This is a genomic window from uncultured Parasphingorhabdus sp. (genome assembly GCF_963677535.2).
Lineage (GTDB): Bacteria > Pseudomonadota > Alphaproteobacteria > Sphingomonadales > Sphingomonadaceae > Parasphingorhabdus.
In genome coordinates this window covers 359,452-384,966 of record NZ_CAXXUT010000003.1, presented here as the reverse complement: position 1 = coordinate 384,966, position 25,515 = coordinate 359,452, and the positions used below count along the sequence as shown (strand labels likewise).

Here is a 25,515-nt window from a genome sequence, read left to right as displayed (position 1 = left end):
TCCCCTAGGCGGCGGCAATCTTGACCGGAATTGCGCTTTGCATCGCCTGTCCGGTGATTGGATCGATATCAGCATCATCGACGATCAACCGGTTGGTCGAGCCGCCCTTGGTCATCACATCGTCCTTGCCAGCCTCGCTATCGCCGAACGCATGGCTCATTGAGATAACGCCGGGCCGAATTTTTTCGTCGGCCCTGGCGAGCCCGAATATCGAGGCATTGGGAGAGCTTATTTCGATGATCGCACCGTCTTCAATGCCGGCTGCGGCGAGATCGGCGGGATTGAAAAAGGCCGGGTTGGTTGGCATTTTTTCAACCAGCTTCGGGAAGGTGTGGCCATTGCTGTTATAGCGGTGTCTGGACCGGCGGGAGATGAGGCGGAAATCGAAGCCGCTCTCGACCGGATCATTGGCAGCATAATCGATCAGTTCGCTGGGCATGGCACCAGCAGCGAGATCGAATTTCTCCTGCGCGTCCGGATCGGCCGGACCAACGACGGGATGCAGGTCTTCATAGGTGATCGCCGCACCCTTGCGTTCCAGCGCCGCTGCATCGGCCCTGGCCTTGCTCGGTTTGAGCAGAGAGCCTTCGGAAATCAGGTCTAGGACGGTCGCCTTGTCCGGGCAGGTTTCCATCGAGACCGGGCCGCCAGGGAAATTCATTTCGATGCCCATATGCTTGGCCAGCCACCAGAGCATTTCATATTCGTCCATCGTGTCGCCGGGCGGCGGCACCATCGCCTCGGTATAATGGCCATAGGCTTCTTCGGTGAAGGCATCCGACACATTGTTGATGTCTTCGCGTTCCAGACACATGCTCGGTGCCAGGATCATGTCGGCGCGTTTGGCGCTGGCCGACATCCACGGGTCAATCTGGATGAAAAGTTCGCATTCGTCGAGCGCGCGGCGGACTTTCTGCTGGTCGGGAAAGGCGATTTCGGGATTGCCGCCGATCGAGATCAGCGCCCTGACCTGACCTTCGCCTGGCGTCAGGATTTCGTCGGCCAGCACATTGCACGGCATCTCCTTGCCGAGATGACCGAGGCCCCTGATCCGTGATTTGGGGAAGCCCTCGCCAAAGGTCGGCATCTTCGGCGCGACCTGCGCCTTTCTCGGTCCGCCCATCAGCGGATTGAAGACCGTCGGCGCGGAAACCCGCTCGCCCTCCTGGTTGAAGCGGGCGCAGAGAATGTTGAGCGAAGCCACGAGATATTCGGTCAGCGTGCCATTGCCGGCCATTTCCGGACCGGTGCCGGTGACGACCCGGCCCTTGTTGGCACCGGCGAACATCCGGGCGGCGGCGACCAGTTGATCCTTCTCGACCCCGGCGCGCTTCGCGGCGATATCCGGTGTCATATGTTTGACCGCCTCTTCCAGTTCTTCCACGCCGTCGACATGGGCGGCGACGAAATTCTGGTCGTAGAGCTTTTCTTCGAAAATCACGTTGAGCATGCCGGCGAGCAGGGCAGGGTCTTCGCCCGGTTTCACCGGAAGATAAATGTCCGCCAGTTTGCCCATGTCACTGACCCGCGGATCGGCGACGATGACTTTCATGCCGCGCGCCTTTGCATCGCGCAGGCCACGTGATGGAGAGGATGTCGGCATGCCGCCGGAATAATGGGAGACGATCGGATTATTGCCGACAAACATCGCGACATCGGATTCAGTGAAGGCGTTGCCGCCACCCATCCACATGCCATAGCGAGCGGTGGTGAAAACCTTGGCCGGCTGATCGACCGTGACGCTGGTATACCAGTTGCGCGATCCGATACCCTGCGCAAAAGCATAAGAGGTGCCGAGCACGGCGCTGTTCTGGAAAGCATTGGTGCCGCAGTAGATCGCGATGCTGTGTGGTCCGTGCTCCTCGACCATTTTCTTCATTTGCTCACCGGCGAGCTTCAGCGCTTCGGCGGTCGATATGTCTTTGAAGCTGCCATCGGGCTGGCGGATCTTGCTGGTGATCATCCGGTCCGGAAGATTGTGCATATCAGGCAACTGGCGACCCTTGATGCAGGTGTAGCCGTGGAACAAATGGTCTTCTTTGTCGCCGCGGACGGATTTGACCTTATTGTCCTCCACCTCGACAATCATTGCGCAACTTGCGTGACAAAAACGACAAAAACTACGCTTGGTCTCGACAGCCATGAATCTCTCCTATTTCGGAGAAGTCTAGGCGCGGAAAAGGGCACAAGCGACTGACAAAAATGCTCGGAAAAATGCTTTCCTTTTCGCAGCAGAGTCAGATGGGTTCAGGCCGGAAACCGGGCTGACCGTCAGCCGCTGTTGCGCAATGCGGTGGCGATGGCGTTGAGAGACAGCTGGATGCCCTCCCCGATACGCGGATCATCCTCGCCGGCGCGCAGCCGTTTCATCAGTTCGATCTGCAGATGGTTGAGCGGTTCGATATAGGGCAGCCGTAACTCGATGCTGTTGAACAGCGCGGGACTTTTTGCGAGCAGATGCGGCTGATCCGTGATTTCCAGCAATATGTCGCGCGTCTGGTACCAGCTTGACCGGATGCGGCCGAAGAAAGCCTGGCCCATGTCCTGATCCTCGACCAGGCCGGCATAGCGGGCGGCAATACCCATGTCGGACTTGGCCAGCACCATCTCCATATTGGAGAGCGATGCCTGAAAAAAGGGCCAGCTCTGCGCCATATCCTTCAGTTTCGCCTTGTCGTCAAAGGCTTGAAGCGCCTGTCCGACACCATACCAGCCGGGCAGCATCACCCGGGCCTGAGCCCAGCTGAACACCCAGGGAATGGCGCGCAGATCTTCGATCTTGTCGCTCTTCGTACGACTGGCCGGGCGCGAACCGATCTTCAGTTTGGCGATTTCCGTCAGCGGCGTCATCTGCCGGAAGAAAGTCCGGAAGCTGTCGTCACCATAGACCAGATCGCGATATTCGGTGAACGCGACTTGCGAGATTTCGTCCATGGCCGCGGCATGATCGGCCTGTACCTTGTCGTCGGTCCGGTCGGGCTCGAGCGAGTTGATCAGCACGGCGGAGGTCATCGCTTCAAGATTGGCTTCCGCGACATCGGTCGTACCATATTTGGCGGCGATCACTTCGCCCTGCTCGGTGATCCGAATACGGCCGGCGACAGTGCCCTTGGGCTGGGCCTTGATCGCGCCGAAGGCGGATCCGCCACCACGGCCCACGGCACCGCCGCGCCCATGGAATAGCTGCATTTTTATGCCCGCATCGGCGAAAATCGGGGTTAAAGCATCGCTCGCCTTGAACAGGCTCCAGGTCGAGGTCAGATACCCACCATCCTTGTTGCTGTCCGAATAGCCGATCATCACTTCCTGATGACCGCGGCCCTTTGCCAGAGCGTGCATTTCGGGAAGCGCGAAGAAATCGCTCATCACCTGCGGTGCATTTTCCAGATCGGCGACGGTTTCGAATAGCGGCACCGCCATGACCGGGCAGGACGGTGAATCACTGTCTTCGGTGGGTGCGTGATAGAGGCCGGTTTCCATCAACAGGACATAGACTTCCAATATATCGGAAACGCTCTCGCCGTTGCTGATATTATAATTGTTGATCACCTCGGGGCCATATTTCCTGTGCGCTTCGGCAGCCGCGCGGATGATTGACAATTCCTTCCGGGTCTCGTCGCTGTAGGTTATCCACGGGCTCGCAAGGGGACGGTTATTGGCCAGTTCAGCGCGCAGCCGCTTGACCCGCGCCGCTTCGTCCAGCGCCAGATAGTCATCTTCGACACCCGCCTGTTTCAGCAATTCGGCGACCACGCGTTCGTGAACCTTGCTGTTCTGGCGCATATCGAGGGTGGCGAGGTGGAAGCCGAACAGCTCGACCGTTCGGATCAGGCGGCCCAACGCTCCGGATGTCGCGAAGACGCCCTTGCCGGCCGATTTCAGGCCTTGCGCCAGAATGACCAGTTCCTCGCGCAATTGCTGCGGATTGTCATAGGCCTCGGCGGTAATCGTCGACGCGCGCCCCGGCACATGTCCGCACAGCTTGAGGTGGGTCGCTGACAATTTGGCATAGATACCGGACAAGGCGCGGCGATAGGGCTCGTCCTTGCGGCTGAGCGAGTCATCACCACTGGCCTCGGCCAGTTCCAGCACCGCTTCGGGCACTTCGGCCAGTTCGGTGGAGATCGACAGTTCTGCACCCAATGTGTGCACGCACATCAGATAATAGCCGATGACGGTTTCGGCAGCCCGCGACAAGGCTTCCTCCATCGCGCCTGCGTCGACAAAGGGATTGCCGTCCCGGTCGCCGCCGATCCAGCTGTTGAGCTTCAGGAAACTTGGCAGCCGCGCGCCCAATGTTCGCTCCCATTTGGCATAGAGCCGGGGAAGGACGGGCAGGAACACGTCTTTCATATAGCTTTGCGAAATCTGCACTTCATCGGTGACAAACAGCCGCTCGCGGCGCAGCGGACGGGTTTGCCAGAGCAGGGCGATCTGGCGCAGGATCGCCGCGTCGAGCATATCGCCTTGCGGGGTTTCTTCCTCTCCCTCGTCCTTCATCAGCAGCAGTTCGGCAATACGGGATTTATGGTCGATGATGCTCTTGCGCCGCACCTCGGTCGGGTGGGCGGTGAGCACCGGCGCGATTAATGCGTCCTGGAGCAGTTGCAGGATCGCGTCCCGATCTACCCCCTCGCTGGCGAGCAGTTCGATCGCCTCGACCACCGTGGCGCCTTTCTCCGCTGCGACGCCCTGCCGGTCCTCGGCCAGATTGGCGAGCAGGGAAAACAGCATGAAACCACGGACAAAGGCGAGCGTCTCGTCAAGTGACAGCGCATCAAGACCGGGATCAATCGCATCCGCATCGGCGAGACCGCGATGGCGATCGACGCTGGTCGAACGAATATATTCGGTGCGCCGGTAAAGGTCTTCCCCGCCATAGGAACGAATGACGTCGCCCAGCAATTTGCCGAGATATTTGATGTCTGGATTTTGGCGGACGGTCAGGGATTCTGTCATATTGATATGCTGCACTGCACCGCCAGCAGGGTCAAGAAATACTGCGTGGTTGCGAGATTAAATTCTGGTGTTATATTGGGGTAATACACATCGGGAAAATGAGGGCGAGATGTCAGTCAAATCGCAAAGGGGGCCTGTGGCCGAAATGCCGGTGAGGCGATTTGATCCGGTGGCACTGGTCGACCTGCTCATAATTCTGGCGGTTCTGGTCGGGGTCAAACAGTCTGTTCTGTCCTTCAGCTATCTCTATGCCGGTCCTGCATCCACATTTTCGGCGATGCTGGTCGCGACCCTGTTGCTGCGGCGCCGAGGCTTGGGCTGGAAGTATCTGGGACTGCGCTGGCCCGAAAACTGGTGGAAAACCGTTGGACTGACGTTATTTTCAATGGCCCTGTTCATCGCGGCTACACAGCTGATGCAGCTTTTCGCCGACGCATTTTTCGAAGATGTCGGCACCAGTGGCCGGTTTGACCATATCGAGGGCAATCTGGCGGCTTATATCGGGATCATGCTGCTGGTCTGGACCCACGGATCCTTTTTCGAGGAGCTGTTGTTTCGCGCCTTTGTCATCGACCGAACCAGCAAAGCCTTCGGCGGAAGCGGGAAGGCAGAGATCGGAGCGGCCCTGTTTTCCTCGATTTTCTTCGGCTACCGGCACTATTATTATCAGGGTATGCATGGTGCCCTGATCACCGGAGCCGGGGGGTTTGCCTTTGCAATGCTTTATCTCTGGTTCGGCCGCAAGAATATCATGCCGCTGATTTTTGCGCACGGCATATTCAACAGTCTGGGACAGACGTTTCGTTTTCTCGGAATCCGCGACTGAGCAAATTTGCCTGACCTCCACAGGGCGCTGGAGGATATGGTCCGGCTGCCGCCCGCGGGAGACCGGGCAATTCATTAACGAGTTCCTGCTAACGCGCCTGATCAAGGAGATTTTTCCATGGCAAGAATTATTTATGCCGAAGACGATGAAATGGTTGCCGAGATCGTCCGTGATACGCTGATAGATGCAGGGCATGCCATTGGCGTGATCGGTGACGGCCTGACGGCACTGAAAGTAGCCAAGGCGAAAAACCCCGATCTGATCATATTGGATTGCAGCATGCCGGGAATGGGCGGGGTTGAAGTGGTTCGCCGCATTCGCAACCATCATGAACTATTCGCGACGCCGGTATTGATGTTGACCGGAAGGTCGTCTGCGGCCGATGAACGGATCGCGCGGGAAGCCGGCGCCACAGATTATCTGAAAAAGCCCTTTGACCCCGACGAGCTTGTGGTGACTGTCGAAACGATGCTGGACAATGTCGAGAAACGCAAAGCTACGCAAAAACTGCCGATGCGCTACGTCTGATTCCCGATCACCGGATTTGGAATGACTTAGCTTTCCAGCTCGATATCCCAATATAGCCAGTCATGCCAGGTGTCGTGGAGAAAATTTGGCGGGAAGGCCCGGCCATGTTCCTGCAGATGCCAGCTGGTCGGTTTGATCGGTTGATTGGCGAGCTGCATATGCGCTTCCTTGGGTGTCCGGCCGCCTTTCTTGAGATTACAGGGCAGGCAGGCGGTGGTCACATTTTCCCAGGTCGTGCGGCCTTTCTGGCGGCGCGGGATGACATGGTCAAAGGTCAGATTGTCGGGTGATCCGCAATATTGGCATTCGAACTTGTCGCGCAGGAACAGGTTGAAACGCGTGAAGGCTGGATATTCGGACGGCTTGATATATTTCTTCAGGGCAATCACCGACGGGATTTTCATGTCGAGATTGGGGCTGTGTACTTCGCGCTCATAGCTGGAAACGATGTCGACGCGGTCGAGAAACACCGCCTTGATTGCTGTTTGCCAGGGCCACAGGCTGAGCGGATAATAGGACAGCGGCGTATAGTCTGCATTAAGGACAAGCGAGGGGCAGCTTTCCGGATGCCTCAGCAGGTCGGGGTGGTACATGCGTGTCTGTCTCCCTTGTCCTTTACTGTCTGCTCTTTATGCCTAAGAACGTGACATGACTATTACACAGAGAACATTATCCGGCTCATGACGTCAAGTGGGCAATTGAATCGACATATTGTGGTGCGTTTTGCCCCCAGTCCCAACGGGTTGTTGCATTTGGGTCACGCCTATGCAGCGATGGTGGCGCACGATTTCGCCCGACAGCACGCGGGCCGGTTCCTGCTGCGGATCGAGGATATCGACAGCGGCCGCAGCCGTTCGGAATTTGTCGAGGCGATAGAGAATGACCTGCGCTGGCTAGGCCTGGACTGGGACGGGGATGTGATTTTTCAGTCCGAACGGCTTGCCAGCTATGCGGCCGCAGCCGACCGGCTGAAGGCGATGGGATTGTTATATCCCTGCTTCTGCACCCGGTCGGATATGCGGCAATTATGGGAACAAGGGGGGCGGCCTGAAGGGCCTGATGGTCCGGTTTATGCGGGAACATGCCGTCATCTGGACCCGCAAGTGGCAAGCAAGCGAGCGGCTGAGGAGCCGCATAGCTGGCGACTTGACGTCGCAAAGGCCGCGGCGATCACGGGCCCGTTGCGCTGGATCGACGAGCGGCAAGGCGAGCGCTTGACCCAACCCGAGCGACTTGGCGACGTTATTCTGCTGCCCAAGGATATGCCGGTTGCCTACCATCTCGCTGTGACGCTCGATGATGCCCGGGACGGGATCAGCCATGTCGTGCGCGGCGAAGACCTGTTCGCCGCCACCGACATCCACCGCCTGCTGCAGGCATTGCTGGCCTTGCCCACCCCTATCTATTTTCACCATCGGCTGCTGCTCGATGACAAGGGGGAAAAGCTGTCGAAAAGCCGCGGTTCTGCCTCTTTGTCCGTATTGCGGGCCGCCGGTGAAGACGGCTATCGACTGGTGCAGAATCTCAGGGCGGGAATCTTCCCTGTTGGAATATCCCTCTCGCAGGCTTAAGGTGAAATTATGAGCTATATTTTGATATTGATGATCATCGCAGCGGCTGGCGCTGTTGTTTATGCACTTGTGCGCGGGCTGATCGCCTTCGCCAATATGGAGCCAGGCGATGTAGATGCCGAAGGCATTACCGCTTCGCACAAGAAGCAGAATGAAATGATGTTTGCGCGCGTCAAATATCAGGCGATCGCGATCATTCTGGTGGTGATATTGCTGGCAGTGGCGGGTGGCCAGAGCTAGACCGCTTCCCCGATGGTAAAGCTAAACAAAATCTATACGCGCACCGGTGATGACGGGACGACCGGTCTGGTCGACGGATCGCGCATTGCCAAAAATGATCCGCGAATGGCGGCGATTGGCGATGTGGACGAATTGAACAGTGTGCTCGGTGTGGCGATTTGCGAAATCGCCGATGACACGCTGGTCCAGACCTTGCGCGTTATCCAGAACGACCTGTTCGATCTCGGTGCGGACCTGGCAACGCCGGCCGCTGAAGGCGACGATTTTACGCCGTCGGAAATGGTTCTGAGAGTGGTCCCTTCACAAGTGGAGCGGCTGGAAAAAGCCATTGATGCCGCCACGGCCGAGTTAGACCCGCTGACCAGCTTCATCTTGCCCGGCGGAACGAAAGCCGCCGCAGCCATCCATCTGGTGCGCGCCGTGGCCCGGCGGACCGAGCGGACCTGTGTTGCCGCGGTCAGGGCGACGTCGATCAACCCGCAGGCGCTGGCCTATATCAATCGTCTTTCGGACTATATGTTCGTAGTTGGACGCGCGCTGAACCGGGGTGGCAAGGACGACATTCTATGGGTTCCGGGGGCCTCGCGTTAGGACGCTAAAGTGCCCTGCAACGCAGATATATGCAACCAGTCGGAGTGTATATGCGTAGTTGACCTAATCATTGTTCGCGCTATGTTCCGAAGACAATAAGAGCCGCTACCGGAGTAGGATTGATCGCCAGCCAACCACATCGCCCGATTTCGCACGCGGCCGACGCACATAGTGATTCCCGGGCAGGTGAGCTGCTGGCCCGCTACCGCGATGTGAGACATTATTCGGTTGGCCTGGCCGATGGGCTGAGCGATGCCGATGCGACCGCACAATCGATGGACGACGCCTCTCCGGCAAAATGGCACCTGGCCCATGTCAGCTGGTTTTTTGAAACTTTCCTGCTGCGTGATCACGTCGCCGGCTATCACCTGTTCGACGATGCTTATTCCTATCTGTTCAACAGCTATTATGAAGCCGAAGGTGCCCGTCACGCACGACCGGAACGGGGCTTGCTAACCCGCCCTTCGCTCGCGGAGGTAATGGCCTATCGTCGTCATGTCGACACGGCAATGGAGGGGGCGATGGACGGCTTCTCCGCAGAATTGCTCGATCTGGTCGAGCTTGGCCTGAACCACGAACAGCAGCATCAGGAATTGTTGCTGACCGATATCCTCCATCTCTTTTCCCGAAATCCGCTAAAGCCCGCCTATTCCTGCGCGGATCCCGTTGAGGCCGCAGAGCCCGGACCTCTGGAATGGATCGAAGGCAGAACGGGTGTACAGCCAATCGGTCATGACGGACCCGGTTTTGCCTTTGATTGCGAAGGACCGAGACACGAGACATTGCTTCATCCTCACGCGATTGCCAGCCGCCCGGTGACCAATGGTGAATGGCTCGCGTTTATCGAGGATGGCGGCTATCGGGAGGCCAGCCACTGGCTGTCGGACGGCTGGGCCTGGGTACAGCAGCACGGCATTGAAGCCCCGCTGTACTGGAGCCGGGAACCGGACAAGACATGGTCCGCGTTCGGACTGGGCGGCCACCATCGGCTCGACCTGTCCGCCACAGTACAACATATCAGCCATTATGAAGCGGATGCCTATGCTACCTGGGCCGGCGCCCGCTTGCCCACTGAAGCCGAATGGGAAGTGGCGGCCAATCATGGCCTTCCGCACAATGGCGCGGTGTGGGAATGGACCGGCAGCGCCTATCTGCCCTATCCGGGGTTCCGGCCGGCCGACGGGGCGGTCGGGGAATATAATGGCAAGTTCATGTCGGGCCAGTCTGTCCTGAAGGGTGGCAGTATCGCTACTCCGCCTGGCCATGTCCGGCCCAGCTACCGGAATTTCTTCTATCCCCACCAGCGCTGGCAATTCTGCGGATTGCGGCTAGCCAAAGACCTTTGACGTCAAGGACTCCCTCATGGACATGACCACCTCTCTTGTCGACCATACGTTTCGCAAGGACGTCCGGCGCTGTTTTGAAAACCGCACCTATGCGATCCCGGCGCGCTGGCTTTACGACCGGCGCGGTTCGGAATTGTTTGAAGAGATTACCGGGCTACCCGAATATTATCCGACGCGGACCGAGACGAAATTGCTCAAGGACAATGGAGCGGCTTTTGCTGCATCGACGGGCACCGGCCGGGCGGTAATCGAATTCGGTTCGGGAAGTTCGGTCAAAACCCCGCATCTGCTGAAAGCGATTGACCCTGCGGCCTATGTGCCGATCGATATCTCCGGCGAGTTTCTGGAACATAGCGCTTCGCTGCTTCAGGAAGAATTCCCGGAGTTGCCGATATATCCGGTCGAGGCCGATTTCATGAACAGGGTGGCGCTGCCGGAGGCCGTGGCCGACATGCCGAAGCTCGGTTTCTTTCCCGGCTCGACGATCGGCAATATGATCGCCCGGACTTCGGTCGACCTGCTGCGCTTCATGCGGGAAACGCTGGGTGAGGGCGCGCAGCTCTTGATCGGTTTTGACCGGATCAAGGATGTCCAGACGCTGATCGACGCCTATGATGATGCGGCCGGCGTGACGGCACAATTTTCGCTCAATCTGCTGCACCGGATCAACCGCGAGCTGGCAGCAGATATTCCGGTTGACCGGTTCCGTCACAAGGCGGTCTGGAACGATTTATATGCGCGGATCGAAATCTATCTGGAAGCCCAGGACGATGTGCAATTTTCAATCGACGGGCATAGCCATGCAATGGCCGGAGGACAGAAAATCCATATCGAGAATAGCCATAAATACGGCTTGCGCGACGCCCGGCTGATGTTGCGGGCCGGCGGCTGGACGCCCTTGCGCGAATGGAGCGACGAGCTGGACTATTTTACGCTCATGCTGGTGGAAGCCCATCCGCTCAAGCACGCGCCCTAGGATTATTCGGCAGGCGCAGTGGTCTCTTCGAGAATGCGGTAGTTTGCGCGCCAGATCGAAATCCATTCATAGGCACCGCGGCATTCCGGCATTGCGCTGGCATCGGTCAGCCGGAACATGTCTCCGTCCCAGATATAATTTTCAGCGCTGCCGCAATCGCCGAGCCCGCGGCCCTTGCCATAGCTGCCGAGCTTCCGCTCCCGCTCATCCCAGCTCGCATTGACCAGCAACGGGTCGGTACCTTCGCCGCCCCAGCTGGGCTGACGGTCAAATCGGGCGGGCGCGAACGTCCAGCCGCTGGTCGCGCGGGGATTTGCGACATATTCCCCGATAAAGGGCGCGCTGGAGAAATTATAGGCGCCCGAGCCGCAGGAAATCAGCACCAGCGCCCGGAATCGGTTGCCGCGTTTGCCCAGCGGAAAGACCTGGTCCTCCACCAGCCCGTAGCGCTCGTCCTTGCATCTGGACTTTTCGACCAGCGCCACGATATCGCCGGTTTCCGGGGCCAGTTTGGAATCGTCCCAACGGTCGACCGTGATGGTCGGGATTTCGCTATCCGCGGGCTGATATTCTCGCGGTCCCCTGGCGACCAGAGCGGTTGCGGTTCCGGCACGCTGCTGCTTTTCGTCGATATAGCGCAAGGCGGCCGAAGAACCGGCCAGCGAAATTTGCGTGATATTCTCGCCCTGGGGCCCCTGGATGACGAGATTTCTTCCGTTGATAATAGCCTTCGCCACCTTTTCGGCATCCGTGCCGACAATCTCTATCGGATAATCGCCTTGCACAATCGGCCCGGTGTCGACCAGCTTGCCATCAATATTCATCCGGTAACGGTCCATCTCTCGGGCAGGAAACAGGACGCGGATCCTGAAAATATCATCTTTGCCGGCGGTCCTGACGATCGAAACCGGTCCGTCCCAGCCGTCAAATCCGGATCCGCCGTCGTCCGGAACCAGCGAAACAGCCTGGCAGTTTCCGCCATTGTCGCAGCCGACAGCCCAGTCCCGGAAAGTCCGGATCTCACCGGGTTGCGCCGCCGGCTGGGCGGTCGCGGCGGTGATGGTGGCAAATATTCCGACAATGAAACTGATAGGGGACATAATTGCAATCTAGCCAGTTTGGCCGACAATCGCTAGTGGCTTGTGCAAACACATCGAACAGCATGAAGGGCATGATATGAAAGCAATCGGTATTATCGGATCGGGACAAATGGGCGCCGGCATCGCGCAGGTTTCTGCTCAGGCGGGCTATCACGTCTATCTTTCCGATGTCAGCATGGAAATCGCTGAACGCAGCAGGGCGGGTATCGCCAAGCAGTTGTCGCGACTGGTCGAAAAGGACAAGATTGATCAGCAGGCCGCCGAAACCGCACTCGGCCGAATCGAGCCGATCGTCCAGCTTGACCCGATGGCCAATGCCGACATCATCATCGAAGCCGCCACCGAGCGTGAAGACGTCAAGCGCCAGATTTTTGCCGCAGCATCCGAAGTGCTGGGTCACCAAGCGATTTTGGCGAGCAATACCTCATCGATTTCGATCACCCGGCTGGCGCAGTCGGTGAAAGACCCGTCGCGCTTTGTCGGCGTGCATTTTTTCAATCCGGTGCCGTTGATGGGTCTGGTGGAAGTCATCCGCGGCCTTGCGACCAGCGACCAGACCGCGGCCATAGCCAGCGATTTCGCCAAAGCTGTCGGCAAGACTCCGGTGATGGCGAAAGATTCGCCATGTTTCGTAGTCAACCGCATCCTCCTGCCGATGCTCAACGAGGCCTTTTTCGCGCTCGGCGAAGGCACGGCGTCGATGGAAGATATCGACCGCGGCGTTCAACTTGGTCTCGGCCACCCGATGGGGCCGATCACTCTGGCCGATCTGATCGGGCTGGACACCTTGCTGGAAATCCTGCGCGTGCTGCAGAATGACTTTGGCGACCCCAAATATCGCCCCGCGCCGATCCTGACCAAATATGTCGAAGCCGGCTGGCTGGGCCGCAAGACGGGCAAGGGCTTTTACGACTATTCGGGCGAAGTGCCGGTTCCGACGATGTGAGTCGATTGCTTTCTATTCCGGCATGTCGGAATAGAGATGTCGAGCCTTGCGTCTGGCGACAGGCTCGGGATACACGAACAGGAAGAAGTTGGTTTATATGAATGATATGATCAGAGACTTCACAATCGATATCCCGAAGACGGCACTGGACGATCTCGATATAAGGTTGCGGCATGTGCGCTGGCCCGATCCGGAGCCGGTGGATGACTGGTCGCAAGGCATCCCGCTCGACTATGTGAAAACCATCGTCGAACATTGGCGGACCAGCTACGACTGGCGGCGCTGCGAGCAGGAACTCAATCAATACCCGCATCACCTGACCGAAATGGACGGCGTCGATATCCACTTCATGCATATCCGCTCGCCAGAGCCGGATGCGCGGCCCCTGCTGATGACACATGGTTGGCCCGGCTCGATCGTCGAGTTCATGGACGTGATCGGTCCCCTGACCGATCCGGTGGCACATGGCGGGGAGGCGAAAGATGCCTATCATCTGGTGCTGCCGTCGCTGCCCGGATATGGTTTTTCCGGCAAGCCGACCACGACCGGATGGGGCTTGGAGAAAATCGCAAAAGCGTGGGACACGCTGATGACGCGGCTCGGCTATGACCGCTATTTCGCGCAGGGCGGCGACTGGGGCGGCATGGTGACCTCGGTGATCGGCGCACAGAATCTCGGCCATTGTGCCGGAGTGCACGTCAATCTCGTGGTCGTCGGACCACCGTCGGACGAGATGATGGCCAGCCTGACCCCCGAAGAGCAAGCGTCACTGGCCCATTTCGCGGTCTATCAGGAGCAGGGCGCCGGCTATGCGGAAATCCAGCGGACCCGGCCGCAGACCCTGGGCTATGGTCTGGCTGATTCTCCGGTCGGGCAAATGGCCTGGATCATGGAGAAATTCCAGGGCTGGGCAGAGGATGCCAAGGCGCCGGACGAGAATTTCGACTGCGACCGCCTGCTCGACAATGTGATGATCTACTGGCTCAACAATGCCGGTGCTTCCTCGGCGCGCCTGTACCGCGAAAGCTTCGGCGCGCCCAATGTCGATCCGGTCACTATTCCCTCGGGGTGCAGCATCTTCCCGCACGAAATCATCACCCCTTCGCGCCGCTGGGCAGAGCAACGGTTCCAGAACTTGCACTATTGGGGAGAGCCTGAACAGGGCGGCCATTTCGCGGCGATGGAAGTGCCGGAACTGTTCGTGCAGGAAGTGCGCGGCTGTTTTGCCGGGATGGAGCTCTAGCGGCACGTGCTTGCCCTGATCACCCGGCGGCTGATGACGGCCATCCCGACATTGCTGGTGATCATATTGGCATCCTTCTTCCTGATGCGGCTGGCGCCGGGCGGGCCGTTTGACGGCGAGCGACCGCTCGATCCGGCAACGCAGGCGGCCTTGCAACAGGCTTATGGTCTGGACCGGCCATTGTGGGAGCAGGCGTGGCTCTATATTTCGCGGCTGATCCAGGGAGATTTCGGGCCTTCGCTGGTCTATCGTGACTTTACCGTATCGGAACTGATCGCGCAGGGCCTGCCGATTTCGCTGACGCTGGGCGGGCTGGCGATCGTGCTGGCGCTGATGATCGGGGTGACGGCCGGCCTGTTTGCTGCCGTGCGAGCCGGGCAGGCTGCGGACAAGACGATCATGATGCTGGCGACGATCGCAACCGCGCTGCCGACCTTTGTCACCGGACCCGCGCTGGCGCTGTTTTTTGGTCTATGGCTCGGCCTGCTGCCGGTATCGGGAACGGGCGAGGGCGCGGCCTGGTTGATCATGCCAGTCGTCGCCCTGGCGCTGCCGGTGTCGGGAGCGATTGCCAAGCTGACCCGCGCCGGTCTGGCGAGCGTGCTCAAGCAGGATCATATTCGCACAGCGCGGGCGCGGGGACTGCCCGAGGTGAAAATCCTGTTCAAACATGGTCTTCGGCCCGCTCTCGTTCCCGTCGCCAGCTATCTTGGTCCGGCGGCAGCGGGGCTGCTGACCGGGGCCGTGGTGGTGGAAACCGTCTTCGGCCTGCCGGGGCTGGGCCGCTATTTCGTGCAGGGCGCGCTCAACCGCGACTATCCGCTCGTGCTCGGTGTGGTCACGCTCTACGCCGCGCTGATCATATTGTTCAATCTGTTTGCCGACCTGATCTACGGCTGGCTCGACCCCAGAATGCGGGAAGGGTGAGCGCATGTTGAAGCGTCATCTCCCGCTAGCTCTGGTTCTGTTAATTGCCGCTCTGGCTCTGTTGCTGCCATTCTTTCTGCCCTGGAGTTATGACCAGATCGACTGGGATGCCGTCCGCGCGCCGGCGTTCAGCGAATCGCATATATTCGGCACCGATGACATTGGCCGGGATCGTCTGGCGCGGCTGGCAGCGGGCACCCGGATCACGCTGCTGGTGGCGATGGCGGCGGCGCTGGTGTCGCTGGTCGTCGGCATCGCCTGGGGCGCGACCGCGGGCTGGATCGGCGGCAAAGTCGACGAGCTGATGATGCGGATTGTCGATGGTCTCTACGCGCTGCCCTTCATGTTCATCGTGATCCTGCTGATGGTGGTGTTCGGCCGGTCGATATTGCTGGTCTTCGTCGGTATCGGGCTGGTCGAATGGCTGACCATGGCGCGGGTGGTGCGGGGGCAGGTGATGGCGCTGAAGCAAAGGCCCTTCATTCTGGCGGCCGAGGCGGCGGGGACGCCATCCACGACGATCGTGCTGCGCCATATATTGCCCAATATCGCCGGCGTGGCGCTGGCCTATCTAATGCTGACCGTGCCGCAGGTGGTAATGGTCGAGAGTTTCCTCTCCTTTCTGGGCCTGGGCGTGCAGGAGCCGCTGACATCGCTCGGCACATTGGTCAAGGAGGGCGCCGATGACATAGATATGGCGCCGCTCGGCCTGCTGCTGCCCGGCGGCTTGCTGGTGCTGATCCTGGTCTGCCTGACAATCGAAGGCGAGCGGTTGCGAGACCGCTTCTCATGAGCCTTTACGAAATAGACCAACTGGCGGTGGAGATCGCCGGCAAGCGGCTGGTCCAAGATGTCAGCCTGACCGTTGAAGCGGGACAATGCACCGCAATCATCGGCGGCTCGGGGTCGGGAAAGAGCCTCACTTGCCTGACACCGTTCGGCCTGTCGCCTGGTATCGCTTCGGGCGCGATGATATTGGATGGCATCGACCTGGCCAGCGCTGACCACCAGCAATTGCGTAACGCCCGCAGCAGGCTGACCGGATTTGTGTTCCAGCAGCCACAGACCGCGCTGACCCCGCATCTGACGGTCGGCTCGCAATTGCAGGAAGCCGCCATGCAGGCCGCATCACCACGGCCATCGCGCAAGGAACTGGCACTCATGCTGGAACGGGTCGGCCTGACCCGGGCAGACGAGCGACTGGACCAGTTCCCGCACCGGCTGTCTGGTGGCGAGCGCCAGCGGGTGATGATTGCCGCGGCTATCGCCCATCATCCCAAATTGCTGATCGCCGACGAGCCGACCAGCGCGCTGGATGCGTCCTTGCGCGCCGAGATCATGGACCTGCTCGATGAATTGCGGGCCGAACATCAGCTCGGGATGCTGCTGGTCAGTCATGATCTGGCTTCAGTCGAGGGCCATGCCGACCAGCTGGTGGTGATGGCAAAGGGCCGGCTGGTGGAAAAGGGGGTGACACGGACGATTATCACCCATCCTGCGAAAGATTATACCCGGCGCCTGATCGCTGCTACCCCGCGGCTAGACGAGGCACCGCCAAAGCTTGGCCAGCCCGGTGAGCCGCTGCTCGAAACCGTGGATGTCGGCGTCGAATTCCCGCGACCGGGCTGGCGCAGCGGTAAGATCCGGGCCGTGGTCAACGCCGACATCATGATCCGGCAAGGTGAGTCCCTGGCGTTAGTCGGCGGCTCCGGATCGGGGAAATCCACCCTTGGACGGGCTATCGCCGGTATCGGCCCGGTAACCAGTGGAGAAATCCGGTGGCAGGGCGCGCCGCTTCCCGGACGTCGCCAGCGCAATCTTGCCATGCGCCAGTTGATCCAGCCGGTCTTTCAGGACCCGGTTGCCAGTCTCGATCCGCAATGGCGGGTTGAGGATATTGTGTCCGAGCCATTGCGTAACCTGCGGCCCGGTCTGATAGCTGTCGACCGGAGCGAGATGGCACGGCAGGCCATGCTGGAAGTCGATCTGACGGAAGATTTTCTGTCCCGTTCTCCCGCCAGCCTTTCGGGCGGGCAGGCGCAGCGGGTAGCGATCGCGCGGGCAGTCATTGCGGCGCCACAGCTTCTGGTGCTGGACGAGGCGACATCGGCGCTCGACCCGCTAGTGGGAGCGGAAATTCTGGATCTGCTGCTCCGGCTGCAGGCAGATAACGGCCTGAGCCTTCTGTTCATCACCCATGACGTTGCCGCCGCCCGGCGAATATGTCACCGGATTGCCGTGATGGAAGAAGGGCGGATCGTCGAATCCGGTGCAATGCAGGCGGTCATCGAACATCCGAAGCATCCGGCAACACAAAGGCTGGTGGCGGCAAGCTAAAAAAGAGGGCCGCCCGGTTGTCCGAGCGGCCCCTTTTTCAGCGTTGCTTTGTGAATTTAGAAGGATACGCCGAGAGTGAAGACGAATGCAGAGTCGGTGAAATCTTTCTGTGACGGGGAATCGTCGGTGTCCGTATAGGCCACTCCCAGCGACAGATTTTCGGTGATCGCATAGTCTACGCCCAACGACCAATCAACATAGTTGCCGTCGGTTCCTTGCAGCGTGCTGAGGAAGCTGTCGCCATCCGAATAGCCCAGATGCGCATTCAAGGTCAGTGGAGTGTCGGGAATACCGGCGCTCAGGTCGGTGTAAAGATAGATATTGTCTTCGTTGGCCAGAGCACTTTGCCCGCTCCAGGCATAGGCTGCGCCAACCGTGGCTTCAACCGGGCCCAGCGTAGCCGAGAGCGAAGCATATGGTTCGAAGAAGTCGGTCGCTCCACCGCCAACGCCGCCGGCGTCAGGGTAGAAATAATAGAGAAGACCGATATCGGCGGTAATACCGGAAGCGATTTCACCGGACCAGCCGCCGTAAATGTCGAGCTCGGTACCACCGGCAAAGTTGATCGAAGATCCCCAGGTGCCGATGTAGAAGCCGCTTTCATGGCCGATATCGATGCCGCCCTGAATAGCGACATCGCCGCCGGACTGCGCTACACCGCGAAAGCGGTAGTCAGAAGTGACCGCTGCATTTCCCGAAATTGTGATCGGGCTTGCGGATTCTTCCGCATCCTGCGCCAGGGCAGGGGCTGCGGTAGAGGCAAGCAATGCGGCCGAGAGGCCGATGATGGTTGATTTGGCTTTTCCGCCAAGATTAGCTTTATTGGACGTGCGCATGGAAATCCCTTTCTCGTTAATGCGTATCGCCCCTCCTACTTTTGTTTCCGCTGTTATTATATTACGCCAGATACCCCGAACGCGAACAGTCTCTAAACATGCCCAAGAAAGCTGCTCTATATTATTGCGCTGCACAAGATCGAATATGACAGTAAAGATGACATAATTCTGAAATGTTGCACTTGCGCCACAGACTTGCTTTCGGCCGCTTAAAATTTAGGCGGATTTGTTTGCCGGTGATTAATAAAGCGTCATTCGGCGTCTGCCAGGCTGATACCGTAACCAAATTTCCAGCATCTGGTCAGTCCGAGCCGTTTGGTCCTGCCGGTCCAATGGCCGGTTCCGATCCGGCCTGCAATATGACAGTCCCACCTTCCGGCAAGGACTTGATATGGAGATCGCGCTGCGGGAACGGAATTTCGACACCATGTTCCTTGAACAGGTCCCAGACCCTTTTCAAAATTGCCGCTCTGAAATTGCCGACACCGGATTGCGGGTCCTTGATCCAGCACCGGATCTCGAAATTGACGCTATTGTCGCCAAATTCAAGCATCCAGACAACCGGTTTGGGATGATTGAGCACCCGCGGCACATCGACACAGGCCTGTTTCATCAGCTCGATCGCCTGATCCATGTCGGTATTATAGGATACGCCGACCGGAATGCTGATCCGGACGTTGGGGCTTGAATAGGACCAGTTTTCCACTTCGCGGGTCATCAAATCCTCGTTCGGAATCAGATGTTCCTTGCCCGCACGCGTCAGGACGGAAACGGCGCGCACGCCGATCTTGTTGACCCAGCCATAGGTATTGCCAACCGCGATCACATCCCCCGGTTTGATCGAGCGGTCCATCAGCAGGATGATCCCGGCGATCAAATTACCGATCGTCTTCTGCATGCCGAAGCCGATGGCGAGGCCGAAGGCACCAGAAAATACCGCGAGGGCTGTGAGATCGATCCCGACCACGTCGAGACCAAGCACAAAGGCTCCGGCCAATATCGAAACCGTAGCCAGTTTCTGCCCCAATACCTTTTGCGCGGCGTCGAGCTCGCTGTTGCTGATGATATAGGCCACCAGCTTCATCAGCACGCGGGCCACCGCCAGCAGAATGACGGCGGTCATCGCCAGCGTGACAATCCAGAGCAGTGAGATCCGGCGGGAACCGAGGCTGAACCCGACCTTGTCCATCGCCAGGGTAATCGGCTCGATTCCGCCGACCAGTCCGGACCCGATGCTAACGAACAGGGCGAGGCCAATGGTTGTTCCCAACCAGTTCGGCATCCGTACGCCACGGATCAGGTCATTGGCGAACAGGCCGACGGTTATTGCAATGGTCAGTGAAAAGACGACTTGCGCAATCAGATACCAGGGATAGGCCGCCAGGAAAATGCCGCATAATATGAAGGTAGTGGCTCGGCGGGTCATGTCGCGGATGCGGCGGCCGGCAAGTTCGCTTTCATAACCGGCGCGCGCTTCCCAGAGGTGACGCAGTTTTGGACCGATATATTTGCTGAGATACCAGCCGGCGGTCAGCGCGAGAACCACCAGCCCCGCAGCGATGGCGCCTTGGATATATTGAACATTGCGCGGGATGTCGGGCGCAAAAGCCTCAATATATTTCAGCGCATTGTCGATCATGGGCTGACACTGTGATAATATTCGAAAGCTTTGGCAAGGTCCGCTATCAGATCAGCCGGGTCTTCCAGGCCTATGTTGAGCCGGACCAGCGCTCCTCTTGGGGTCCATGGTACCGCGCTGCGATGCTTCGCGGGATCGACCGGCAGTGCGAGGCTTTCAAAACCGCCCCAGCTATATCCTATGCCAAACAGCGCCAGCGCATCGATGAAGACCGCACGGGAATGTTCGTCGGCATCGGCAAGCTCGAAGGAGAATAGTCCGGATGCCCCTTTAAAATCCCGTTTCCAGATATCGTGGCCCGGGCAATCGGGTAAGGCAGGGTGCAGGACCAGACCGACTTCGGGCCTTTGCTTCAGCCACTGGGCGATTTCGAGTGCGCTGGCCTCGTGCTGGCGCAGGCGGACGTCCAGCGTCCGCAATCCGCGCGCGGCCAGATAGGCGTCATCCGGAGAAACCACCTGTCCCAGTTGCTGGGCGGTGCGCCGGAGCCGGGGCCAATATTTGTCATGGGTGGTGACCGCGCCCATCATCACATCGCTATGTCCGACAATATATTTTGTCGCTGCGGTTATGGCGATATCCACACCATGTTGCAGCGCCGGAAAAAATCGTGACGTTGCCCATGTGTTGTCGAGCAGGGTGACGATGCCTGCCGCGTTGGCCGCTTTGCAAATGGCTGGTACATCCTGAACCTCGAAGGTCAGGCTGCCCGGGCTTTCCATCAATATGGCTTTTGTAGCGGGGCCGAACATTTCCGCAATATCCGCGCCGATAAGCGGATCATAATAGCGGGCGGTGATGCCCATCCGCTTGAGAAAGGCATCAGCAAAGCTGCGGCTGGGATCGTAGCTGCTGTCGGTCAGCAGGATTTCGTCGCCGGGATTGAGCACAGCCAGCAATGCGCAGGATATGGCCGCAACGCCGGAAGGATAGAGCATCGTTCCGGCGGCGCCGGGCTCCATTTCGGTCAGCGCATCGGCCAGTGACCATTGGGTAGGCGAGCCGCGGCGACCGTAGAAAAACCGCCCGTCGTCATTGGTCTTCAGGCCTTCCCGGAGATCGGCGACATTCTCGTAAAGATGGGTACTGCCCCGCCAGACAGGCGGATTGACCACGGCTCCGGTCCAATTTTTCCGGCGACCGCCGGTAACAACCTGGGTCGCCGGTTTTTTCAAGCCGGAGTCATCATCTGCCAATTATCGTTCCAGCAGCGCCGGCATGTTCAGGCGGATTCTTTCGGGGTATCGGCGTCGGCGCCCCATTCTGCCCAGCTGCCATCATAAAGCGCGGTCTTTTCTGCACCCGCCAGTGCGGCAGCAAAAGAGACGACCGCTGCGGTCATGCCGGAGCCACAGGTCGTGACCAGAGGTTTGGAAAGATCGACGCCGGCATCGCTGAAGATCGCCTTGATTTCGTCGCTGCTTTTCCATGTGCCGTCGGCGTTGAAGAAGTTGCTGTGCGGGATATTGGTCGATCCCGGAATATGTCCGGAAGCAATGTTGCCGCGCGGGTCCGGAGTCTCGCCACTGAAACGATCGGCAGGGCGCGCATCGATGACCTGCTCGTCCTTGCTGTGCAGATTGGCGAGCATATCGGCCTTGGTACGGATATCCTTGTCGTCCTTCCAGACGGTGAAATGGCGGTGGCGCAAGGCCTCCTTGCCGCTTTCCAGCGGCCGGCCTTCGGCTTTCCACTTGGCGATGCCACCGTCGAGAATGGCGACTTCATGCGCTCCGAACATGGTCAGCATCCACCAGGCGCGCGCTGCGCTTTTGAGCGGGCTGTCATCATAGAGAACGACGCGGCTGCCATCGCCCAGGCCGAGCGATTGCATGCGGCTGGCAAATTTCTCCGCCGGCGGCAGCATGTTTTCGATCGGGTTACTGCTGTCGGTCAGATCGCTGAGATCCATGAAGACCGCACCGGGAATATGGCCCGCTTCATATTCGGCGGCCGGATTACGACCGGCATCCGCCATGAATTTCGTCGCGTCCACGATACGCAGATCGGATGCGCCCAGTTCGTTGGCCAACCATTCGGTCGTTACCAGCAATTCCATATTAAACTCCTCATGCCCGCAATTATTTGCGCTACTCCAACCGCCGTTTAGCGACTCGATTTCAAGGCGTCGAGGCTATAACGCATTGCCGGACGAATCTACCGCTTATGTGCTTTTTCGGCAATTCAGTTTCCCTGCAGCTGATCGAGGAAGCTTTTCGCCTGCCGACGGATGTCGTCTCGCGTTTGAGAATCCATTTTGCCCCACGTGCGGTAGGGCATTGCCAGGCGATTGTTATCGGCCAGCCTGTTCTGGTTGCGGTCGAGAAAGTCCCAGTACAGGGCGTTGAACGGGCAGGCGTTCTCGCCAACGCGCTTTGTCACGTCATAGTGGCATTTCTGACAGTAATCCGACATTTTGTGGATGTAATTGCCGGACGAAGCATATGGTTTGGATGCGATAATGCCGCCGTCGGCAAACTGGCTCATGCCCAGCGTATTGGGCAGTTCGACCCACTCATAGGCATCGGCATAGACTTCCAGATACCATTGGTGCACCGCTTGCGGATCGAGACCGGCGATCAGGGCAAAATTGCCCGTTATCATCAGCCGCTGGATGTGATGGGCATAAGCCAGATCGAGCGTCTGTCCAATGGCTTCGGACAGGCAGTGCATGTCGGTTTCACCCGAATAGTAAAATTCCGGCAGAGGCCGTTTGGCCTTCAGAAAATTGCGTTCGACATAATCGGGACCCTCGCGCCAGTAGATGCCGCGTATATATTCGCGCCACCCGATGATTTGCCGGATAAACCCTTCGGCGGCGTTGAGCGGAACGTCACCGTCTCGATAGCGCTGCTCGACTTCGTGGCAGAGATCGAGCGGATCGAGCAGGCCCGAATTGATATAGGGAGACAGGATCGAGTGCCAGAGAAACGGCTCTCCGCTGAGCAGCGCATCCTGATAGTCTCCGAATCTGGGCAAGGCCTCGTCCAGAAATTTGCGTTTTTGCCGCATCGCTTCTTCATGGGTGACGGCAAAATGGAACTGCTCCAGTGACCCGGGATGACCGGAAAATTCTTCCGCCGCCATGGTCAGAACCTGTTCCGTTATGGCATCTGGCCGGAAGCGGATCGGCTGGGGAATGGACAGGTCGCCCCTGGCCGGTTTGCGATTGGCGCTGTCGTAATTCCATTTGCCGCCTTCCGGCTTGCCGTCGCGGTCGATGAGGATTCCGGTCGTTCGCCGCATTTCGCGATAGAAATACTCCATCCGCAGCTGCTTTTTACCGTCCGCCCAGTTTGTGAAATCCTGATGCGTCGCGATAAAGCGGCGATCCGGGCATATGGACACCGGGATGGCGAATTGGTCCTCCCAATTTTCGATCATCGCCATGACTCGCCACTCACCGGCCTCGGTGATCCGGATGCGGTCGATGCGATGCCGCTCCAGCGCCCGCGCGATTTCTCCGGAAAAGCTGCCACGGTTGTCGGGGTCGGCCAGCTTCACATAATCGACGGACCATCCCCGCTCTGCCAGTGCCTTGGCATGGTGGCGCATGGCCGACAGGATATAGGCGATTTTGGCCTTGTGGTGCCGGACATAGGTCGTTTCGTCCTCGACCTCCATCATCAGCAAGATGCAGTCATCAGGGTTTTGCCCGTCCAGGGACGAGATATCCATCGACAGCTGATCGCCCAGTATCGGTATAAGAATTTTCTCTGACATGTCGGGCCTTTTATACAATCAGGCGGCTTTTGACGATCTGTGCTTTGGGGCAGTATGAAAATGGCGCTGGCTAATGACATGGCGCACGGGCTGCCCTAAAAGACCGCCATGACCCATGATGACACCCAAAAACCCGCACCGAAATTTCTGGGAAAGGACAGCGCACTTCCTGCTTCGCCCGAGCGCGCTGTGCTGGATTATGTGCCCAACCCGCGCGCCGGCGAGCTCTATCTGACGCGCTTTGCCGCGCCCGAATTCACGTCGCTTTGCCCGGTCACCGGCCAGCCGGATTTTGCGCATCTGGTCATTGACTATGCGCCGGGAGAGACCATCGTCGAGTCCAAGTCGTTGAAGCTGTTTCTGGGTTCCTTTCGCAATCATGCCGCCTTCCATGAAGACTGTACGGTCGGAATCGGCAGGCGGCTGTTTGACGAAATGAAACCCGAATGGCTGCGGATTGGTGGTTACTGGTATCCGCGCGGCGGCATACCGATCGACATTTTCTGGCAGTCGGGCGAACCGCCCAAGGGGCTCTGGGTGCCGGATCAGGGCGTCGCGTCCTACCGGGGCCGTGGCTGATGCCGCATAAATTCTACGGCGGGCCGCTCTCCCTCTATTCGGGCAAGGCGCGGGCCTATCTTGACTGGAAAGGGGTGGATTACGAGGAGATTCTCAGCACCACAGAGGTTTACAAGACGGTCATCGTCCCCAGAGTCGGTCGCCCCGTTATTCCCGTGATGGTGACCGACGGCGGCGAAACGCTTCAGGACACAACGCTGATTATCGATCATTTCGAAGCGACGACCGGCGGGCCGTCGGTCTATCCCGACACGCCGAAGCAGCGGCTGGTGGCGCTGCTGATGGAAGTGTTCGGTGACGAATGGCTGGTGATCCCGGCGATGCACTATCGCTGGAACTATAATGAAGAATGGGTCTACGGCGAATTCGGGGCGGTTGCAGCCCCCGAGGCCAGCCGGGAGGAACAGCTTGTTATCGGCCGTGAGCGGGGCCAGACGTTCAAGGGTTTTTGTCCGATATTGGGGATTAACGAGCAGACCATCCCCGCGATCGAGGCAAGCTATGAAGCGCTTCTCGCCGATCTCGACCGGCATTTTGCCGAACATGACTATCTGCTGGGTTCGCGTCCATCGATCGGCGATTACGGTCTTATCGGTCCGCTTTATGCCCATTTATACCGCGATCCGGCATCGGGCGAGATCATGAAGCGGCTGGCGCCGAAGGTTGCCGGATGGGTCGAGCGGATGGTGAATGTGCAGCAGCCGCTATCGGGAGAATTTCTACCGGATGACGCGATCCCGCCGACCTTGATCCCGGTGCTGGAGCGGATGATGGCAGAGCAGATGCCCTTCCTGCAGAAAACCAGCGATATGTTCGCCCGCTGGGCTGATGCCAATCGCGATACCGAAATTCCGCGTGCGGTCGGCATGGCCGATTTTTCCATCGAGGGCGTGGCCGGACAGCGGATCGCACCGCCGTTCAGCCTGTGGATGCTGCAACGCCCGCTGGACTATCACCGGGGATTGGCGGATGTTGAGAAGGCGGCGGCGGACGAATTTCTCTCGTCGGTTGACGGCGCAGGGGCCTTTACAAACTTCACGATGAACCAGCGGTTGGCGTTCGAAAAATTCAAGCTTGTTCGCGGCTGATGTTGCGCGGCTTTCCCGGATTCAGCACCAGAATCGACTTTGCCCTATCAATCGGTCACG

At 58.9% G+C, this 25,515-nt stretch carries 23 protein-coding genes; 14 read left to right on the top strand and 9 right to left on the bottom strand.

What is annotated here, in order from left to right; genetic code table 11:
- Nucleotides 1-4: 4 nt before the first annotated feature.
- Entirely contained in the window at nucleotides 5-2,143 is a 2,139-nt protein-coding gene (locus ACHZCJ_RS08710; RefSeq protein WP_321325680.1) for a molybdopterin-dependent oxidoreductase, read from the bottom strand.
- A 128-nt stretch (nucleotides 2,144-2,271) separates the two neighbouring features.
- Nucleotides 2,272-4,959: a phosphoenolpyruvate carboxylase gene (gene ppc / locus ACHZCJ_RS08705; protein ID WP_321325678.1), complete on the bottom strand. Its 2,688-nt coding sequence runs from the start codon at nucleotides 4,957-4,959 to the stop codon at nucleotides 2,272-2,274.
- A gap of 109 nt (nucleotides 4,960-5,068) precedes the next feature.
- Between ppc and ACHZCJ_RS08700 the strand changes: the two genes are divergently transcribed.
- The gene (locus ACHZCJ_RS08700) at nucleotides 5,069-5,785 is read left to right on the top strand and encodes a type II CAAX endopeptidase family protein (RefSeq protein ID WP_321325677.1); all 717 of its coding nucleotides are present in this window, start codon (nucleotides 5,069-5,071) and stop codon (nucleotides 5,783-5,785) included.
- 117 nt (nucleotides 5,786-5,902) lie between these two features.
- A complete protein-coding gene (locus tag ACHZCJ_RS08695; RefSeq protein WP_159647692.1) occupies nucleotides 5,903-6,313 on the top strand; it encodes a response regulator transcription factor in 411 nt (136 codons plus the stop codon).
- A gap of 26 nt (nucleotides 6,314-6,339) precedes the next feature.
- On the opposite strand, the gene ACHZCJ_RS08690 is transcribed toward ACHZCJ_RS08695, so the two are convergent.
- Nucleotides 6,340-6,906: an HNH endonuclease gene (locus tag ACHZCJ_RS08690; protein ID WP_321325675.1), complete on the bottom strand. Its 567-nt coding sequence runs from the start codon at nucleotides 6,904-6,906 to the stop codon at nucleotides 6,340-6,342.
- 87 nt (nucleotides 6,907-6,993) lie between these two features.
- Here ACHZCJ_RS08690 and gluQRS point away from each other — a divergent pair, with 87 nt between their 5' ends.
- The 5 genes from gluQRS (at nucleotide 6,994) to egtD (ending at nucleotide 11,037) form a co-directional block, all read left to right on the top strand.
- Complete coding sequence (gluQRS, locus tag ACHZCJ_RS08685; protein WP_321325673.1) at nucleotides 6,994-7,884, top strand: tRNA glutamyl-Q(34) synthetase GluQRS; 891 nt, start codon at nucleotides 6,994-6,996, stop codon at nucleotides 7,882-7,884.
- A gap of 9 nt (nucleotides 7,885-7,893) precedes the next feature.
- Nucleotides 7,894-8,124, top strand: coding sequence for an HIG1 domain-containing protein (locus tag ACHZCJ_RS08680; RefSeq protein WP_159647695.1), 231 nt, complete (start codon nucleotides 7,894-7,896; stop codon nucleotides 8,122-8,124).
- Nucleotides 8,125-8,136: 12 nt separating this feature from the next.
- Nucleotides 8,137-8,715, top strand: a complete 579-nt coding sequence (locus tag ACHZCJ_RS08675) for a cob(I)yrinic acid a,c-diamide adenosyltransferase (RefSeq protein ID WP_321325669.1) — start codon at nucleotides 8,137-8,139, stop codon at nucleotides 8,713-8,715.
- A 146-nt stretch (nucleotides 8,716-8,861) separates the two neighbouring features.
- The gene (gene egtB, locus ACHZCJ_RS08670) at nucleotides 8,862-10,061 is read left to right on the top strand and encodes an ergothioneine biosynthesis protein EgtB (protein ID WP_394700165.1); all 1,200 of its coding nucleotides are present in this window, start codon (nucleotides 8,862-8,864) and stop codon (nucleotides 10,059-10,061) included.
- A gap of 16 nt (nucleotides 10,062-10,077) precedes the next feature.
- Nucleotides 10,078-11,037, top strand: coding sequence for an L-histidine N(alpha)-methyltransferase (gene egtD, locus ACHZCJ_RS08665; protein WP_321325667.1), 960 nt, complete (start codon nucleotides 10,078-10,080; stop codon nucleotides 11,035-11,037).
- A 2-nt stretch (nucleotides 11,038-11,039) separates the two neighbouring features.
- Here the strand turns inward: egtD and ACHZCJ_RS08660 are convergent, their stop codons facing one another.
- Nucleotides 11,040-12,137 (bottom strand): DUF1176 domain-containing protein, encoded by a 1,098-nt coding sequence (locus ACHZCJ_RS08660; protein WP_321325666.1) that lies wholly within the window; start codon nucleotides 12,135-12,137, stop codon nucleotides 11,040-11,042.
- Between the two features lie 76 nt (nucleotides 12,138-12,213).
- Between ACHZCJ_RS08660 and ACHZCJ_RS08655 the strand changes: the two genes are divergently transcribed.
- The 5 genes from ACHZCJ_RS08655 to ACHZCJ_RS08635 all read left to right on the top strand — a co-directional run bounded on the left by ACHZCJ_RS08655 (nucleotide 12,214) and on the right by ACHZCJ_RS08635 (nucleotide 17,590).
- Nucleotides 12,214-13,083 (top strand): 3-hydroxyacyl-CoA dehydrogenase NAD-binding domain-containing protein, encoded by an 870-nt coding sequence (locus ACHZCJ_RS08655; protein WP_321325664.1) that lies wholly within the window; start codon nucleotides 12,214-12,216, stop codon nucleotides 13,081-13,083.
- A 97-nt stretch (nucleotides 13,084-13,180) separates the two neighbouring features.
- On the top strand, nucleotides 13,181-14,326 hold the full coding sequence (locus ACHZCJ_RS08650; RefSeq protein WP_321325662.1) for an epoxide hydrolase: 1,146 nt from the start codon (nucleotides 13,181-13,183) through the stop codon (nucleotides 14,324-14,326).
- Nucleotides 14,327-14,332: 6 nt separating this feature from the next.
- Nucleotides 14,333-15,253, top strand: a complete 921-nt coding sequence (locus tag ACHZCJ_RS08645; protein WP_321325660.1) for an ABC transporter permease subunit — start codon at nucleotides 14,333-14,335, stop codon at nucleotides 15,251-15,253.
- A gap of 4 nt (nucleotides 15,254-15,257) precedes the next feature.
- Nucleotides 15,258-16,046, top strand: a complete 789-nt coding sequence (locus ACHZCJ_RS08640; protein WP_321325658.1) for an ABC transporter permease subunit — start codon at nucleotides 15,258-15,260, stop codon at nucleotides 16,044-16,046.
- Nucleotides 16,043-17,590 carry an ABC transporter ATP-binding protein gene (locus tag ACHZCJ_RS08635; RefSeq protein ID WP_321325656.1) on the top strand — a complete coding sequence of 516 codons (1,548 nt, stop codon included), beginning with the start codon at nucleotides 16,043-16,045 and terminating at the stop codon, nucleotides 17,588-17,590. Before ACHZCJ_RS08640 ends, ACHZCJ_RS08635 begins: the two co-directional genes overlap by 4 nt.
- 56 nt (nucleotides 17,591-17,646) lie before the next feature.
- On the opposite strand, the gene ACHZCJ_RS08630 is transcribed toward ACHZCJ_RS08635, so the two are convergent.
- From ACHZCJ_RS08630 to ACHZCJ_RS08610, 5 genes are all read right to left on the bottom strand, one after another.
- A complete protein-coding gene (locus ACHZCJ_RS08630; protein WP_159647704.1) occupies nucleotides 17,647-18,426 on the bottom strand; it encodes a TorF family putative porin in 780 nt (259 codons plus the stop codon).
- 301 nt (nucleotides 18,427-18,727) lie between these two features.
- On the bottom strand, nucleotides 18,728-20,065 hold the full coding sequence (locus ACHZCJ_RS08625; protein ID WP_159647705.1) for a mechanosensitive ion channel family protein: 1,338 nt from the start codon (nucleotides 20,063-20,065) through the stop codon (nucleotides 18,728-18,730).
- The gene (gene metC, locus ACHZCJ_RS08620) at nucleotides 20,062-21,261 is read right to left on the bottom strand and encodes a cystathionine beta-lyase (RefSeq protein WP_321325652.1); all 1,200 of its coding nucleotides are present in this window, start codon (nucleotides 21,259-21,261) and stop codon (nucleotides 20,062-20,064) included. The genes ACHZCJ_RS08625 and metC overlap by 4 nt, the downstream gene beginning before the upstream one ends.
- 26 nt (nucleotides 21,262-21,287) lie before the next feature.
- Nucleotides 21,288-22,124 carry a 3-mercaptopyruvate sulfurtransferase gene (gene sseA / locus ACHZCJ_RS08615; RefSeq protein ID WP_321325650.1) on the bottom strand — a complete coding sequence of 279 codons (837 nt, stop codon included), beginning with the start codon at nucleotides 22,122-22,124 and terminating at the stop codon, nucleotides 21,288-21,290.
- 125 nt (nucleotides 22,125-22,249) lie between these two features.
- Nucleotides 22,250-23,788: a cryptochrome/photolyase family protein gene (locus tag ACHZCJ_RS08610; protein ID WP_321325648.1), complete on the bottom strand. Its 1,539-nt coding sequence runs from the start codon at nucleotides 23,786-23,788 to the stop codon at nucleotides 22,250-22,252.
- Between the two features lie 108 nt (nucleotides 23,789-23,896).
- Here ACHZCJ_RS08610 and queF point away from each other — a divergent pair, with 108 nt between their 5' ends.
- Complete coding sequence (gene queF / locus ACHZCJ_RS08605) at nucleotides 23,897-24,367, top strand: preQ(1) synthase (RefSeq protein ID WP_321325646.1); 471 nt, start codon at nucleotides 23,897-23,899, stop codon at nucleotides 24,365-24,367.
- A complete protein-coding gene (locus tag ACHZCJ_RS08600) occupies nucleotides 24,367-25,455 on the top strand; it encodes a glutathione S-transferase (protein ID WP_321325644.1) in 1,089 nt (362 codons plus the stop codon). Before queF ends, ACHZCJ_RS08600 begins: the two co-directional genes overlap by 1 nt.
- Nucleotides 25,456-25,515: the final 60 nt, after the last annotated feature.